This window comes from Laspinema sp. D2d, assembly GCF_025370755.1.
Classification (GTDB): domain Bacteria; phylum Cyanobacteriota; class Cyanobacteriia; order Cyanobacteriales; family Laspinemataceae; genus Laspinema.
The window spans coordinates 113,755-129,282 of sequence record NZ_JAMXFC010000006.1; the positions used below are offsets into that span (position 1 = coordinate 113,755).

Consider the following 15,528-nt stretch of genomic DNA (forward strand, 5'->3'; position numbering starts at 1 on the left):
AGGTTGTAGAGACTTTAGTTTGAAACCGACCGATAGGGAGGGATCTGTAAATCTCACTAGATATGAACTTGATTTCGGCGAGGGCTTACCCGATCCAGGCGATCGCCACGTTTTAGCGGCGGCGATTCGTTGCGGTGCGGAAATTATTGTGACCTTTAATTTCTCTGATTTTCCTCCAGAGTCCCTGGAACCCTACGAGATTGAAGCGATGCATCCTGATGATTTTATTGTTAATTTAATTGATATCAGCCCGAAAGCCGTATGCAAAGCGTTGGAAACTCAACGCTGTAGGCTGAAAAACCCACCCAAAACCCCCGAGGAACATCTGAATACTCTGCTTGAACAAGGACTCGCACAGACTGTTACTTTGCTTCGTGAACTGTGTTATGAATTTTAGAAAAGGCTAGAGTAGAGGACTCATGAAGACGGGGGGAGAATGACTGAAGTCGTTACTACAAACTGAAGAGGGGGCTGGGGGTGGTTGGGGGTTGTGACAGTTTATGAATTTGGCTCTGGGCGATCGTCTAATTGAGAAAAGATGGCGCATAATCTTGATAAGCGCTATGAGGGCCTCCCCATGTCTTCTGACTTTGAGCTGTTGATCGAACTTGAAGTAAAACTCCGACTCCGTGAACCTGGTCTCTTGGGAAAGCTCGATGCTTTAGTGAGTCTGGGTTTGGTCTCTGATGCACAGGTAAAAGTGCTGTGCCGAACCTATCTGAGCGAACCGTTACCGGAACCCCAGGTGATTGTATCACCGATCGCTCAGAAGGTGGAGGAGGAAGAGTGGGCTCCAGAGCCTCTACTCCCTCCGGTTTTATCTCCTGTAGTCCCAACTCCCACCCCAACTCCGCGTCAACCTCAATGGATACAGTCTCTGATGGCGGAACTTAGTGTTCGCTGGTTACTGTTTCTTGGGGTCTTTATGGTGGTGCTCTCCTCGGGGGTCCTGGCGGCGACCCAATGGGAGCGATTTCCCCCAGCCGGTCAGTATTTGGTCTTATTTGCCTATACGATGATTTTTTGGGGGGTGAGTGTTTGGGCGCAACGGCAGTCTCAATTACGGCTGACGGCTCAAACCTTGCAATGGGTGAGTCTGTTGTTGCTGCCGGTGAATTTTTGGACAATGGATGGCTTTGGTTTGTGGGAGTCGCCCTTGGGATGGGGGGCGATCGCCGTTGCCACACCTGTTCTGAGCTTCATCGCTTGGCAGGTTCTTCCCCTGGTGTTGGGGGAGCATCGCCCATCCCGACAGACCCTGTTTCCCCTAGGGGTTTACCCCGTCCTGTGCTATCTCCATTGGGGATGGTCATTCCCGGGATTGCCGACGATCGCGGTTTATCTAGGAACCATTGCCACCGCTTTAGCTACCGTGTATCCCGGGAAGAAAAAATCAGGGGTGAACGCTGAATCCCTCTCACCCTCTACCCTTCAGCTTTTTAATTCTTTTAAGATTTTCCTGTTTTGTTATGCCCTAGCCATTCTCTTTGGACGGGCAATTTTTGGAGTTGGGGTGCCGATCGCTCAGTTAGGATTGGCGATCGCTGTTGGGGGTTGGATTATCTTGGAATCGAGCCTCACCAAACCCATGCCCAAGGTGAGAGACCCCATATCCCCAGTTATCTCTCAAGAGGAGGTAGATATTCTGGCGTGGGAAGTGAGTGCGAATCCCCCTCAACTCTTCGGTTATCTGGGGGGATGGTTGATGTTTGCCGGTTGGTTAGTGTCCCTGGGAGACCAACCCGGGCAGGCGATCGCCGTTAGTGTTCTAGCCTTATGGTGGCTGAGTCGTCGCCTCCCCCGATTTTTCCACTTGTTTGATACGATTGCAATTTTTACAATCACGTTACAAGGCTATTGGTTAATTCGCGATATTATTCCCCCAACTGTTCGCACCAGCGCGATCAACACCGGGGCACAACTGGCTCAGGCTCAACAGAGTCCTTGGGCATTACTGGGCTTAACCTTCTTTCCCTATCTACTCTTTGTCGTCTGGCTCACTGACTGGTTGCATCGTCGCACACCGGCTCAGTTAGCGCAGGGAGCGAAAGTTTCAGCCCAAGCCGGGGATATCTGGTCTTTGGGATTTGGGGTTATTCTCACCCTGTTGAGTGTGCCAGTCTCTTCCATGCGATCGCTGAATTTATTAGCTTCTACCCTCACTTTGGCGGTGGTGACCGATCGCCGGTTAAGCTGGCGAACTCACAGCCCCACGCCTCCTCGCGCCCTCCGTCCCGGAGAGTTGGGGCGGTTTGAATTTTGGGTTTATTTGAGTCATTTGAGCGGATTGCTGGCGCTCTTTTCCTTTGTGCATTGGGGATTTCCCCGCTTACCAATTTCCCTTTGGGGGCTAATTTTCTTAGCCTTAGCCCTGGTAGAATGGGCAGTTTCTCTCACTTTAGAATTAAGGCCCGATTTGGCTTTGAATCTGCGAATTGCAGCCTGGATTGAAAGTTGTTGGCCCCTTGGTTTAGGATTGGCGAGTTTAAGTTATGTATTCTGGTTGGGAAATTATGAGGGGTTATCGACCCTTAATGCCGCATATTGGGGAATTCTCTGGTTTGCGACTCCCTTGGCATTGACGGCGATCGCACATTTTTCTCCCGATCGTCGCGCTGTGGCAACGGGCTTGAGTATCACTACGTTAATTTTGGCCCAACTTTTAGTCTTCTTGAACCCGGGAACCTTGTTATTGGGATTGGGAATCGCCACAGTGTTGATGGTGGTGAATACCCGGTTATTGCGATCTACTGCTGTGGCGGCGATCGCCATTGGGTTTGGATTAGGTTTTGGGGTTCATTTATTAAACATCGGGGGATTTGGGTTACCGTCCGTTGCTGGAGAGGGTTGGTTTGTTGTGAGTGCGATCGCCGTTGGTACTTTGTGTGTCAGTTATGCCGTGACGAGTCAGCGTTCCAGTTCTCTGGCTCAAATTTATGCAAAAGCCTCTCAAGGATGGGCGATTGGGTTGGGAGGTTTAGGATTAACGGCAATTTCTACTCATGCCTCTAGTTTATATTATTTCCGGGGATTTCTGGACTCCTCGGTGCCGATTTTAATTGCCACGATTTTAATCGCGCTCACCCTCACCTATCGGATGTGGTTATCTCCGGCGGCTTGGACATTTTATGCCTTGGGTTGGGCGGTTGAATTAATTGCGGCTGAAACCTTGCTATTTTTCGGACGATCACTGATTAGTTTGGCGATCGCTAACCTGATTCTCGGACTGGTTGCCGCCTTAGCCGGTGAGTGGTGGATTCGTCGGACGGGTAGACCCCTTCGCACCAGTTGGAAGGTAATTCCCTTAATTTATGGGGTGTTAGGACAGGCATTACGCTGGGGAACTTTGACCAGTTGGAGTGGATTTACTACCTTGACATTGGTGGTAATTGCCTTAACCATTGGACGCCGCAGCCGGGAAATGAAACCCTTGGTTTATTTAGCCTTAATTGGCATTTCTGTTTCGGCTTATGAGTTTCTTTATTATCAAATTTCGGGGTTACCCGATTCGGCTCAATTCCTAGCCATTGCAACTTTAGGTGTAGGGATTGTTTATAACTATCGCTGGTTAGAACCTTGGTTAACGGATTACCTGAATTTGACCAAAAAGGAAGTCGAATTTTTTGCTCACACTCACTGGGGTTTGAGTAGTTTTATCTGGTTAAGTGCGATTCTACTGTTCTCCACAAGTGAGACAGGAACCAGTTCTCTCGGGTCAATTGACCTGATTGGAGTGGGAACGGGGGTATTTTTAACCAATTATGCCCTCCTCCAGGGACGGTTCCCAGAATTCAAAGAGGGTGAAACCGATCCTCGCGATCGCCGCGAAGCAGTTCAAACCGCTGAAACTTGGGTATATATCAGCATGGCTGAAGCTGCCGCCGTCGGCTGTTATGTGTTTGGATATCTTCCTAGTAATTTACAGGAAATGTTCATCGCTTGGGGGGGTGCGATCGCCTGTGTTGCGGCTTACTTCTTAGATGTTTTCCCCTGGGACCGTTGGGGATGGCCCCTGAGACCCTGGCGGCTGATGGCGCGACTCCTCCCCGGATTGGCAATTATTGCCACGGGAATGGGGTTTTTCGGGGGCATCAATCAAGTGTGGTCCGTTTCTGCACTGATTGTCGCGGCTTTTTATGTGTACCTCAGCTATATCCATCGTCAAATTCGGTTGACTTATTGGAGTGCTATCCTACTCAATTGGGTGATTCTGCTGAGGCTTGTGGAGGCATTCGTCACTGAACCGATCGCCTATATTATTCCGATGGCTGCCGCCGTTTTATACTTTGCTCAGGTAGAACCGACACTCCAAACTCCCGATCGCAAAGCAATCCGTCACGGAGTCAGGGTCCTGGCGATCGGCAGTATTAGCTTTACCTCCTTAATCACCAATCACTGGCTGATTTCAGGGATTGTTAGTTTATTGATAGGTGTGGCTGGGTTAAGCTTGAGAATCCGCGCCTTTCTCTATGTTGGAACCGTCACCTTTTTAGTCAATGCCATCTATCAATTGATCATTCTCAACGCCCTTTATTCATTTCTGCGATGGGTAATTGGATTATTGGTGGGGATTGGCTGTATTTGGATTGCCGCCACCGTAGAAACGCGGCGAGAACAACTGGTTACCCTGCTCCAAAATTGGCGCGTAGAGTTAGAATCCTGGGATTAAATCCTCCCCTGCCTTTCGCTCTACTTTTCTTCGGTAGAATTCAGATAAAGGATTGCACTGTTCCTCTGGTTCTCTAACGGTTGAGTTGGTACAACTGACGAGGAACAGACTCATTTCAGACCCATCTCCCACTTTGAATTGCGGCTTGTTTCTAACCTCATGATTAAATCCATTGATGGCGCTCACCCCCCTTTAGAATTTATTCCCCCCAATTTTAATCCCTTGGTGTTGCAAGTAGCAAAATTTGGGATGCCTTTGTGGAGAAAATTTCGCACGCCCATTACGCAAATTAAAGCAGAAAATGTCGAACAGTTGGTGGAACTGTATCAGAAGTTTCAAGGGGATAAAGTTCGGTTTTTGATGGCATTTCGCCATCCGAGTACCTACGATCCCTTTCCCATTGCCCACTTAATTTGGCAGGAAGTTCCGCAAATGGCGCGGTGCAAAAATATTGCCCTCGCTTCTCCAGTGCATTTTCATTTTATGTACGATCGCGGCATTCCGTTATGGGCGGGAAAATGGTTGGAATATCTCTTACCCAACTTGGGAGGGACTCCCATTGTGCGGGGCAAAATAGACCGCCAAGGGTTGCGATCGGCCCGGGAACTGTTTGCTAAAGGTCAATTTCCTCTAGCTGCTTCTCCGGAAGGAGGGACGAATGGACATAATGAAATCATTAGTCCTCTGGAACCGGGAATTGCTCAATTAGCCTTTTGGTGCATGGAGGATTTACAGAAGGAAAATCGCGGCGATCGCGTGGCAATTCTACCGATTGGAATTCGCTACAAATATGAAAAAGAAGAATGGGAGGCGGTAGCGGCATTACTGACTAAAATGGAGTTAGATTGTGGTTTATCTTCTCTCCCCATTCCTGGAGAACCTCCGGGTGAGGTTTTGCCGCCTGCTCTCCCCTCCCTTTATCCGCGTTTAATTCGATTGGGACAACATCTATTGTTGTTAATGGAAGATTTTTATCGCCGCTTTTATCATCGAACCTTACCGGAAAAAGCAGGAGAACCCAACGATTTAACCACCCGACTTCCTGCACTGCTGGATATGGCATTACAGGTGGCGGAAGACTATTTTAAGCTACCGTCTAAGGGAACAGTCATTGACCGATGTAGACGGTTAGAACAAGCGGGATGGGATCGGATTTATCGAGAAGATATAGAGAATATTGAGGCATTGTCTCCCTTGGAACGCGGACTTGCCGATCGCGTGGCGGAAGAAGCGAATTTGCGGATGTGGCACATGAGATTAGTGGAATGTTTTGTGGCAGTTACGGGACAGTATGTGCGCGAAAAACCCACCTTTGAGCGGTTTGCCGAAACAACCCTCTTGGTGTGGGATACCATTGCGCGGATTAAGGGAGAACGTCCCCCTTCTCGTCCCGAATTAGGCAAGCAGTCGGTTCAGTTAACCATCGGTGAACCGATTTGGGTGAGCGATCGCTACGATTCCTACAAAACCAGTCGGCGATCGGCTATTTCTGACTTAACCCAAGACTTGCGATCGGCGTTAGAACAAACCCTTGCTGGTTAAGTAAAAACCCGACACTCTATGCAGGGTGTCGGGTTTTTGGAAACCTGGGAATCTGTGAAAAATTACCGGCGAATTAGGTGTTCCCGAGGGGCAATGCCTGGATTGATCATGCGGGATAACTCTTGTGTAGATAATTGGCTGATTTCATGATTTAATTCTTCATCGGTGAAGCTATAGCCTCGTTCTTGAGCCATTTTTTTGATAGCTGCTGGATCTTTAGCCGCTTGCATTTGTTGTTGAAGTGCTAAATCTTGTTTAACGGCTTTGAAAAGGGCTGCTGCGTTTTTCTGAGTCATAAATCTAAACTCCGGGTTAATCAAGTTTTAAAAAGTGGCCGTCCAGCAGAGTCTCTATCCCCTCAAATCAGGGTGGGTAAAAGAGGGTAGAAAATACCCATCCTCTTCAGATAAGTATCTTTACCCTCTTGACTTAAGATGTCGGCTGAACGACTGATGTAGTGACAGCATAAACGATTTAAACCAAAAATTCATGATTCCTTGACAAAAATTAAAGATTTTCGAGAGAATTTAACATAACTTAAATATTGGCTGTGATAAAATACAAAATTTTTTGAAACCCCTCCCCAGATTCTGACTCATTTTGAGCAAAACTGCGGACTGACTCAGGGGACCCACCAGGTAGGCGTAGGAAAACCGGGATCACCTCTGTTAAGAGGGAGACCAAAGAATTTATAGTGGAGGGGCAGAAAATCATAAAAATTAAGATTGTGAAAGCGATTACTCTCCTCGGATCCACTGGTTCAATTGGGACTCAGACATTAGATATTGTGGAACACCACCCCGATCGGTTTCGGATTGTGGGGTTGGCAGCTAGGGGGAATGTGGAACTGTTGGCGCAACAAATTCGCCAGTTTCGCCCAGAAATTGTCGCCATCTGTCAGGAAGACAAGCTGCCGGAACTGAAAGCGGCGATCGCCGATTTGGACCCGCAACCGATCCTCCTGGCGGGAGAACAGGGGGTGGTAGAAGTGGCACGTTACGGCGATGCCGAAGCGGTTGTCACGGGAATTGTCGGTTGTGCTGGGTTACTTCCTACCATCGCGGCGATCGAAGCGGGTAAAGATATCGCCTTGGCGAACAAAGAAACCTTGATTGCTGGGGGACCTGTAGTCAATCCCCTGATCGAAAAGCATGGGGTCAAGTTACTCCCAGCAGACTCGGAACATTCGGCCATCTTTCAATGTTTGCAAGGGGTCCCGCCTGGGGGGTTACGTCGGATTATTTTAACCGCTTCTGGAGGGGCTTTCCGGGATTGGCCGGTAGAGAAATTAGCCACGGTGAAAGTGGCGGATGCACTGAAACATCCTAACTGGTCAATGGGTCGTAAAATTACCGTTGATTCCGCCACTTTAATGAATAAAGGCTTAGAAGTTATTGAGGCGCACTATTTATTTGGAATGGATTATGATGATATTGATATTGTGATTCATCCTCAGAGTATTATTCACTCTTTAATTGAGTTACAGGATACTTCGGTTTTAGCCCAATTGGGTTGGCCGGATATGCGGTTACCTTTGCTTTATGCATTGTCTTGGCCGGAGCGAATTTATACGGATTGGGAACGGTTAGATTTAGTGAAAGCGGGAGATTTGACCTTCCGATCGCCAGATCATGACAAGTATCCCTGTATGCAATTAGCTTATGCTGCGGGTCGTTCCGGGGGTTCCATGCCTGCGGTTTTAAATGCCGCCAATGAGCAGGCCGTTGAGTTATTTTTAGATGAGAAAATAGAGTTTTTAGATATTCCTCGGGTGATTGAACGGGTTTGCGATCGCCATCAGGCGGATAACTGTGCCGAACCCGGTTTAGAGGACATTCTAGCTGCCGATCGCTGGGCTAGACAAGCCGTTTTAGAGGCAAGTGCTACCCTGAAAGCTGAGGCTAAATCCTTCACCAGTGAAGTTAAGCCCTTGGGGAGTGTGACTCCGGCAACCGCTGGATAGTCAAGTCTCCGCCGGAAAAAGCCCCACCCGTTCCGGGTGAGGGCTGAATTTTCAATCCGGTAAAGGATAAAAGAGCGAGTAAACTCATACCATAGGCGTAGCCATTTTTTTCTGGAATCCAAGTAAGCTATGAAGACCCTTTATCCGAACATTGCTCTGTTAGGACTCCTCGCGGTTTTAGGCGGAATTTCTCCGGTTTTGGGGACAACAGTACCCCCCAGAGTAATCGCCCAAAATAATGCTCAGAATTGGCTGACTTCCGCACAGCAAAAAGCCAATCAGGGGGATTTCCAAGGGGCGCTTCAGGATTATGCGCAGGCGATCGCCCTAAATCCCAATAGTGCGGAAGCCTATATTAGTCGGGGAAATTTGCTGTCACGCACAGGAGATCAAGCCGGGGCGATCGCTGATTATACCCAAGTATTGCGGTTAAATGGCAATAACATTGATGCCTATATTGGACGCGCCAGTGCCCATTCTGTGATGCAAAATTATGATGCAGCCTTGGAGGATTATGATGCTGCATTACGGCTCAATCCCAATTATGGTGAGGCTTATATTGGTCGCGGTGGGGTGTATGCTTTCCGGGAAGATTATAAAAAGGCAATGGATGATTTTAATCAAGCCTTACGCCTAAATCCCGCTGAAGCTGCGGCCTATTATAATCGCGGTGGAGTCCAGTTGTTGCAGCAAAAAAACCAAGAGGCGATCGCGGATTTTCAACAAGCCGCCGAACTGTTTCGCGCTCAAGGCAATCAGGCTTTAGCCCAGCGTTCAGAAGCCATTGCTCGTCAAATTCAAGAAGGTAATTAACCTCGCATAGTGGTCAGGTCATGTCCATTGATTTACTCATTCTGATTGCGGCAATCGTGGTTTCTTGGCTGATTTTTACTTGGCTGGTCACCGTCCTCAAAGCCACGGTCAAAACTGCGATTTTGATTGCCCTGTTCGTGTTAGGATTGCAGCTTATTTTTGGCATTGGTATGAGTGAGTTATGGGGTCCGTTTCAAGGCTTTTTATCTCAAACCTGGGAGAAAGGCGAAAAAATGTTAGCCCCATTTTTGGGAAAATAAAATCGGGGTTGTTGACAACCTAAGCCGTTTCTTCTGTTGAGGGGGATAATCAGGGTGCGGGATTAATGACAACTGCACCACTTCAGAGATTCCCTCTCCGGCTTATTTCTACAGGGTTAAGATCCCCAGAGGAACGAGAGTCATTTCCGGGCGAAGGCTGGGTTGATCGCGCAATTTGAAGATGATCCGGTTCAACTCTCCAAGTGAGGGTAACATCATTTAACTCCCTTCGTCAGTCCATTTCATCTCATTCAGGGCAAGCATTTACAGGTCATCTTATCCTACTGATTCCGGGTTTAATTATCCCTTATTGACGCCTTTAATTATTATGATTAATTTAGTTTGCCCTACCCTCGATCTATTTGTGTATCATCTCCAAGAAGGATGGTTTAGGGATGCAACCCACCCTGAATACTGCGGTTTAAATATTGTAGAACAATTTACCCAAACCCTGGGGCAGTATTGCGGAGATCTCAGCAGTCGATATCAGTCCAAACCCCTTGATTTTTTAGAAGTGACCCGTTTTGATAAATCCCTTGTTGAATTTGAGGGGAAGTTAAAAACACTCAACCGGATTAATGGATCGCTTCGTCAATTTGCCCTGGATGAAAATTACGGATTAGCTTTAAATATAGCCATTGAAGGCAAGTTTATGGGCGCGGAATTAGTCCAATGCCTGGAGGTGATGTTGACCTTGATTCCAGAACTGAGTAATTTACCAGGTAAATTAGGCCAAACTTTAATGGTATCGGGTTGGGTGGAAAATCCTGAGAAGGATGATCGCGAGATTTTAGCCCATGATGTTTACAAAACCTTAATTAACCAAGGATGGCAATATCAAGAAAAAGGTCAATTTTTAGGAGGAACAGTTTTTGAGTTTTGGCGTTCTTTCCCCCAACGTTGGGAAAAAATGGAAGCTGAAAGTCATCTGGTCCTGATTCTATATCCTAATCAAAAAGCAATGGAAACTGGGGCTGAATTTCATCAAGATTGGAAAGCGTTATTTTGCTACCGAAATAAAATCCTTTGGGCTTACGGTCAAAGCCGGGAATTGAAAGAGCAAATGGTTGATGAATTTAATGAAATGTCTACTTCTATTAAAGGATTATATAATTTAGAGCTACCAGAACTAAAATTAGCGTTGCAAAATAATTCATTAGCTTTATCAAACTTTGTCAGAAATATTAATAGTATTGAAGTGAGACAGCATGAAATTGAGCTAAATTTGCATCAGTATGAAAAATCGGTTCAATCCATTGCTAAAAAAGCAGGGAATGTGTTTCAAGTGAGTAACGATTTTAAGTTTTTACAAGAGTTTAGTGCCATTGTCAAAGCTAAGTATCAAAAGCAAATTGAACAAGATTATGCCAGTTTGCGTCCGTATTTGAATATCCTAGAAAATCTGCGGGGGACAATTACCTCCATTGTGGAGATATCCCAAGCGCAAAGCGATCGCGATTTTCAAACCTTTGCTTGTCTCGCCGGGACCGGAATCGGGACTGCCGCTTTAGTTGCTTCTTCGTCATCGTCTTGGGTGATTCCCCTCAAACAGTCTCCCACGATCGCCGCGACTCTGGATCGGTTACAAGTCCCCGAACCCTGGACCAATTTTAGCCTCGCTTTGTCCTTAAGTGCGATCGCCGGGTTGCTGGGATGTCTTGTGGCATCGGTTTGTATCGCTTGGTTTTGTCCCAAACGTCTTGTGATTAAAAGCGATCGCCTGCGGTGAGTCTAACGGATTCTTCTCATCCCTAAACCCACATTTACCAATCATCCCGTCGGCGATCAACTTGCCAATCATCCTCGGGTTCATCTCCTAAGTAACGAACCAACGGTGCTCGTTCTGGATAATCTGGGCGATCGCGAATTACAGGGATTTTATCATAATCTCGGTCATAATCCCGGTCATAATCCGGTTCATACCCTTTGGGTTCATTATCATAATTGTCATCATCCTCGGACTCCAATGCCTCTTTTAACGGATCAACCACCCGGGCGATCGCATCTTTGACAAATACCTTGACAAACTCTTCTTTTTTCGTCAATTGAAATTGTCGCTGCACCACTTCGGTGATTCCCCCATCCCCCCAATCTTGGTCATGGCGGAAATATTCAATAAAACTTTTTCCGGCAATTCGGGTTAAATAAGCTGCTGTTACCCCTTGAATGGCTTTGCCTACCACAAACGTTCCTAAATTCAACTGTAGGGCGGCGGTTACTAACTTTATCGCCCCTTCGACAATCCCTAAACTTGCCAAAGTTTTGCCCAAAGATAAGGCTAATTCTCGTCCCCGATCCAAATTAATTTCACAGCCGTAAATTTTACCAATTTCTACCACCATTTGAGCATTAACTGCGGCAGTGGCGAGGACATCAATCACCGGGACGGGAGTACAAGCAATTACCCCTGCGCCAATCCATTGAAAGCGATCGACCACTTTTTCGGCTTGGCGGCGACGCTGGGAATCAATTAACCGTCGCGCTTCTTCCCCCAGGCGTTGAGATTGTAATAAAATATTATCGGCTACTAAATCCTCCCCTTCTGCCCGCAAAATAGCCGCCATGCGACGAATTAAAGGCATGATATCCGGGTCCGCTTGGAAAACACCCCCATTATCTAAGGGAACCGCTTTGGGATTAGCGGCGATCGCCACCACATCCATTGCGGAAATAAATCCCGTCACGCGTTCCCGGAGTTTGGCTAAAATATATTCTCGTTCTTCGTCGGGATAGAGGTCAATTTTATTTAAAACCACAATGGATCGTTTGCCAATTTGGGCTAAAACTTCCAAAGGTTGATGTTCTGATCGCGTTAAATCATTATCAACCACAAATAATAATAAATCCGCTTCTGTTGCCAGCGATCGCGCCAATTTTTCCCGTTCAGTTCCGGCAATTCCTGCCTCTAAAATTCCCGGCGTATCTGTAATTACAATTTCTCGTTCTAGTCCTTGCAGTTGTAACCGATAGGTTTCTCCTACCTCCGTTGTCCCCATCGGTGCATCCACTCGTCCCACCATCCGTCCTAACAAGGCATTAATCAGAGAGGTTTTCCCCGAGGATCCGGTCCCGAAAATCACCACCTGAATGTTCCCTCGGGAGAGATTTTGTTCCAACTCTCGCGATCGCTGCAATAAGGCTTTTTTAGTGACTTCATCTTGGATGCGATCGACCTGTTGACGCACGACCCGTAAGGTTTGTCCTGCCGCATCAGACTTGCGTTCCGGAATTTTGACCCGGCGTTTTCCTCGACCCCGACGCGACGAAGAACCCCCGGCAAACAGTTGGAGATAGTAAATAAACGCCCCAATCAGGACGATCAGCAGGGCGATCACCAGTAACAGCAGCAAAGTTGCCAGCAGAGGGGCGGTAAAGCTAATCTGCACATAAAGCTGGTAAATGGAACTCACCAGCCAGAGGACCATCCCCAAAATGAGGATGATTCCGCCGAATAGGGTTAACAGACGAGTTAAACGCATGGAAGTTGGGGATGGGATGGAGTCTGCTTTGATCTTAATGCTTGGCTTGGTGGATGTGGTGGCAGGGGCCGATCTAATCGGGCGATCGCCCCTGGGACATCGGGACGGGATAGAAGGACAAGAAACTGGGTTTTTATGCAGAATCTGGGGCAAGAAACCCGGTTTCTGACCGTTACTCTACCGACATTTTGAGGGAAAGATTAGGAGTGATTTTCGGAATGTTCAGGATTATCCAGGAGACTTTCGGCCTCTTTTTGGTGACAGCGATCGAGGTAAATTTGGGCAACGGTATCTCCGGGGTGGATACTCAGACAATGTTGAAATAAAACTTTGGCTTCCCGAAAATGATTCAAATAAAACCATAAAATCCCTTGTTCAAAGTCAGGTCGGGTTTTTAACTTGCCTTCGCGAACCTCGGGCAAATCCGCATCAAAAACTTCATAGACGGTGACTTCTTGGGATTTGCCTTTGACCGTGACCCGATCAATCAAACGAATATGATAATGATTGGGATTTTCTAAATTTAAAAAGGTTTCTTGGGTGATTAATAAAGAAACTCCGTAAGATTTGGTGAGGGTTTCAATGCGGGAGGCTAAATTCACCGCGTCCCCAATTACCGTCCCATCAATTCGGTTTTGTCCCCCGACAGTTCCTAGCATTAAAGAGCCAGTATTGATCCCAATGCCAATTTTAATTTGAGGCCGTCCCGGTCGGCCTCGGGTGGTGTTATATTCGGCTAATTTTTCTAACATGGAAATTGCGGCTTTAACGGCATTATCCGGTTCTCCTCCAAATAAGGCCATAATTGCATCGCCAATATATTTATCAATAAAGCCATTGTTTTCGATAATGGCCGGTTCCAGACGGGAAAGCACGCCATTAATAAATTTAAAATTTTCATCGGGAGTCATGCTTTCGGAGAGGGTGGTAAAGTTGCGGATATCAGAAAATAACACCGACATTTCTTGTTCCACAGCATCACCGACTTTGACTTCGACAAGGCTTTCATAGCCTAAGAAGGAGAGGAATTGATTGGGGACAAAGCGTTCGGCGACTTCGGTTAAGCGTTCTTCTGCATCTAAAGAGCGTTCTAAGTCTTCATTGAGTTCACAGAGTTTTTGAACGAAGGCTTGCCGTTCGGATTCAGCTTGTTTGCGATCGCTAATATTTTGAAAGGCAACAATTGCAAAGGCTACATTACCTTCTTCATCATAAATTGGGGTTCCCCAAGCTTCGATGGGAATGATTTTATCCCCTTGCCGAATTTCGATATCATTCGCTGTGGCATACTCTCCTTTTAAAGCACGACTCACCGGCAAATTGGCGAGGGGATAGAGATGTTCTGTCCCCGCTAAATAGTTATGATAAAGGGGTTGTTTGCCCTGATTTTGCTCCGATGCAATCACCCCGGTTCCTAAGATTTCTGTAGCTTTTTTATTGATAAAATAGGAGTGGCCTCGGGCATCAACGATGGAAATCCCCACGGGCACTGCTTCTAAAAATTCCGTGAGTTTGCGATCTCGATCGCGCAGCAATTTGCGACTGTGATAGTCTGTTACCACAATGGCAGACCCAACTAAGGCAACGAGGGGAGTAACCACAGGAATCCACCAACTGTACAAAAAGGCCAGGAATCCAATGGCAATGGTACTAAATCCCCCGAATAAAACATTGACAATTAGAAGGGGAGACCAGATTCTCTTCTGTTCCGCCACACTACTCGATCGCCACCGCCATGCGATCGCCGCACCAATGCCGGACCAAACGATAATCCAGAAAACTTCGACCCCATTGGACCACACCTGTAAAAAAGGTCGTCCTTCTAAAGCCCCACTGAGCATCTGCGAGATGGTGTTGGCATGAATGACAATTCCCGGGGTCCGTTCTGAGTTGATTAACAGATTGCGGTTTCGGTGAAACCCACTGATAAACGGGGTGTAGAAAAAATCATTGAGGCTGGGTGCTTTGGCCCCAATCAGCACAATGCGATCGCGCATCAGATCCGGTGGAATCTGGTTTTCTAAAACCTCCGTCATGGCAATCTGCCCAAACTGTTGCAATGGCCCTCGGTAATTCAGCAACATCTGATATCCTCCGGCATTGGCACGAACATACCCCCCATCATTGCGACTAAAGGGGATAAATAGGGCTTTTCCCAATCTCAAATGCTTTTTGTCAGGATCAACCATTTCCAAATGAATGTCTTGTTTTTCCAAATAAAGCAAGCTCAGAAGTGCGGGAAAACTTAACTGGGTTTCGTCGGATTTATTGGGGTGAGATAATAAAGTCCGGCGGATTTTGCCATCGTCATCTAAAACCACATCGGCAATCCCCACCTGTTCTAACTCCTTTAAAGTCGGTTGCGCCGCAACACTGGCACCAATGACTTTCTCCACGCCGATGAGATTCTCAGTGGACTTAATGACTTGTACCAGTTCTTGATGTCCCGGTTCCACCGGAAGATCTCGATAGAGATCCAAGCCAATAGCAGCCGGTTGTTGTTCTTTGATTTTTTGAATTAATTGGGCTAACTGGCGATCGGGCATGGGCCATTGTCCCACTTTTCGGATGTCCGACTCATCAATAGTGACAATGACAATGCGTTCCTCTGGTGCTTCTTTCGGACGCCAGCGAAAAAAGCGATCGAGCATTCCCAACTCCTGAGTTTCCAGCCATCCGAGGGAGTTGATTGCGATCGCAATCCCGGCTACCACAGGTGCAGTAATCAATGGAGCACGCCATTGCCATACTTTTCGTTTGAAGCTCACTGTGAGCTTGTGGCACATAGATTTCGCTGAACCC

At 47.1% G+C, this 15,528-nt stretch carries 11 protein-coding genes; 8 read left to right on the forward strand and 3 right to left on the reverse strand.

Annotation, left to right across the window (positions count from 1 at the left end; translation table 11 throughout):
- Nucleotides 1-19 precede the first annotated feature (19 nt).
- The 3 genes from NG796_RS06255 (at nt 20) to NG796_RS06265 (ending at nt 6,211) form a co-directional block, all read left to right on the forward strand.
- Complete coding sequence (locus tag NG796_RS06255) at nt 20-397, forward strand: PIN domain-containing protein (RefSeq protein WP_261205043.1); 378 nt, start codon at nt 20-22, stop codon at nt 395-397.
- A gap of 141 nt (nt 398-538) precedes the next feature.
- Nucleotides 539-4,669 carry a DUF2157 domain-containing protein gene (locus tag NG796_RS06260; RefSeq protein WP_261205044.1) on the forward strand — a complete coding sequence of 1,377 codons (4,131 nt, stop codon included), beginning with the start codon at nt 539-541 and terminating at the stop codon, nt 4,667-4,669.
- 159 nt (nt 4,670-4,828) lie between these two features.
- On the forward strand, nt 4,829-6,211 hold the full coding sequence (locus tag NG796_RS06265; protein ID WP_261205045.1) for a 1-acyl-sn-glycerol-3-phosphate acyltransferase: 1,383 nt from the start codon (nt 4,829-4,831) through the stop codon (nt 6,209-6,211).
- Between the two features lie 62 nt (nt 6,212-6,273).
- On the opposite strand, the gene NG796_RS06270 is transcribed toward NG796_RS06265, so the two are convergent.
- Nucleotides 6,274-6,507: a Nif11-like leader peptide family natural product precursor gene (locus NG796_RS06270; protein WP_261205046.1), complete on the reverse strand. Its 234-nt coding sequence runs from the start codon at nt 6,505-6,507 to the stop codon at nt 6,274-6,276.
- 431 nt (nt 6,508-6,938) lie between these two features.
- Here NG796_RS06270 and dxr point away from each other — a divergent pair, with 431 nt between their 5' ends.
- The 4 genes from dxr to NG796_RS06290 all read left to right on the forward strand — a co-directional run bounded on the left by dxr (nt 6,939) and on the right by NG796_RS06290 (nt 10,976).
- Nucleotides 6,939-8,174, forward strand: a complete 1,236-nt coding sequence (dxr, locus tag NG796_RS06275; protein WP_261205047.1) for a 1-deoxy-D-xylulose-5-phosphate reductoisomerase — start codon at nt 6,939-6,941, stop codon at nt 8,172-8,174.
- Between the two features lie 129 nt (nt 8,175-8,303).
- Entirely contained in the window at nt 8,304-8,987 is a 684-nt protein-coding gene (locus NG796_RS06280; RefSeq protein WP_261205048.1) for a tetratricopeptide repeat protein, read from the forward strand.
- Nucleotides 8,988-9,007: 20 nt separating this feature from the next.
- Nucleotides 9,008-9,247, forward strand: a complete 240-nt coding sequence (locus tag NG796_RS06285; RefSeq protein WP_261205049.1) for a hypothetical protein — start codon at nt 9,008-9,010, stop codon at nt 9,245-9,247.
- 328 nt (nt 9,248-9,575) lie between these two features.
- Complete coding sequence (locus NG796_RS06290) at nt 9,576-10,976, forward strand: hypothetical protein (protein ID WP_261205050.1); 1,401 nt, start codon at nt 9,576-9,578, stop codon at nt 10,974-10,976.
- Nucleotides 10,977-11,010: 34 nt separating this feature from the next.
- Here the strand turns inward: NG796_RS06290 and NG796_RS06295 are convergent, their stop codons facing one another.
- Nucleotides 11,011-12,726: a YcjF family protein gene (locus NG796_RS06295; protein ID WP_261205051.1), complete on the reverse strand. Its 1,716-nt coding sequence runs from the start codon at nt 12,724-12,726 to the stop codon at nt 11,011-11,013.
- A gap of 16 nt (nt 12,727-12,742) precedes the next feature.
- On the opposite strand from NG796_RS06295, the gene NG796_RS06300 reads away from it, so the two are divergent.
- Entirely contained in the window at nt 12,743-12,895 is a 153-nt protein-coding gene (locus NG796_RS06300) for a hypothetical protein (protein WP_261205052.1), read from the forward strand.
- 31 nt (nt 12,896-12,926) lie between these two features.
- Here the strand turns inward: NG796_RS06300 and NG796_RS06305 are convergent, their stop codons facing one another.
- Nucleotides 12,927-15,494 carry a CHASE2 domain-containing protein gene (locus NG796_RS06305; RefSeq protein ID WP_317619280.1) on the reverse strand — a complete coding sequence of 856 codons (2,568 nt, stop codon included), beginning with the start codon at nt 15,492-15,494 and terminating at the stop codon, nt 12,927-12,929.
- Nucleotides 15,495-15,528: the final 34 nt, after the last annotated feature.

What these genes read in the sequence shown, in the direction of transcription:
- NG796_RS06260 (WP_261205044.1), top strand. Translation starts at nt 539, where the DNA reads ATGGCGCATAATCTTGATAAGCGCTATGAGGGCCTCCCCATGTCTTCT.
- NG796_RS06265 (WP_261205045.1), top strand. Translation starts at nt 4,829, where the DNA reads ATGATTAAATCCATTGATGGCGCTCACCCCCCTTTAGAATTTATTCCC.
- NG796_RS06270 (WP_261205046.1), bottom strand. Translation starts at nt 6,507, where the DNA reads ATGACTCAGAAAAACGCAGCAGCCCTTTTCAAAGCCGTTAAACAAGAT.
- NG796_RS06280 (WP_261205048.1), top strand. Translation starts at nt 8,304, where the DNA reads ATGAAGACCCTTTATCCGAACATTGCTCTGTTAGGACTCCTCGCGGTT.
- NG796_RS06285 (WP_261205049.1), top strand. Translation starts at nt 9,008, where the DNA reads ATGTCCATTGATTTACTCATTCTGATTGCGGCAATCGTGGTTTCTTGG.
- NG796_RS06290 (WP_261205050.1), top strand. Translation starts at nt 9,576, where the DNA reads ATGATTAATTTAGTTTGCCCTACCCTCGATCTATTTGTGTATCATCTC.
- NG796_RS06295 (WP_261205051.1), bottom strand. Translation starts at nt 12,726, where the DNA reads ATGCGTTTAACTCGTCTGTTAACCCTATTCGGCGGAATCATCCTCATT.
- NG796_RS06300 (WP_261205052.1), top strand. Translation starts at nt 12,743, where the DNA reads ATGGAGTCTGCTTTGATCTTAATGCTTGGCTTGGTGGATGTGGTGGCA.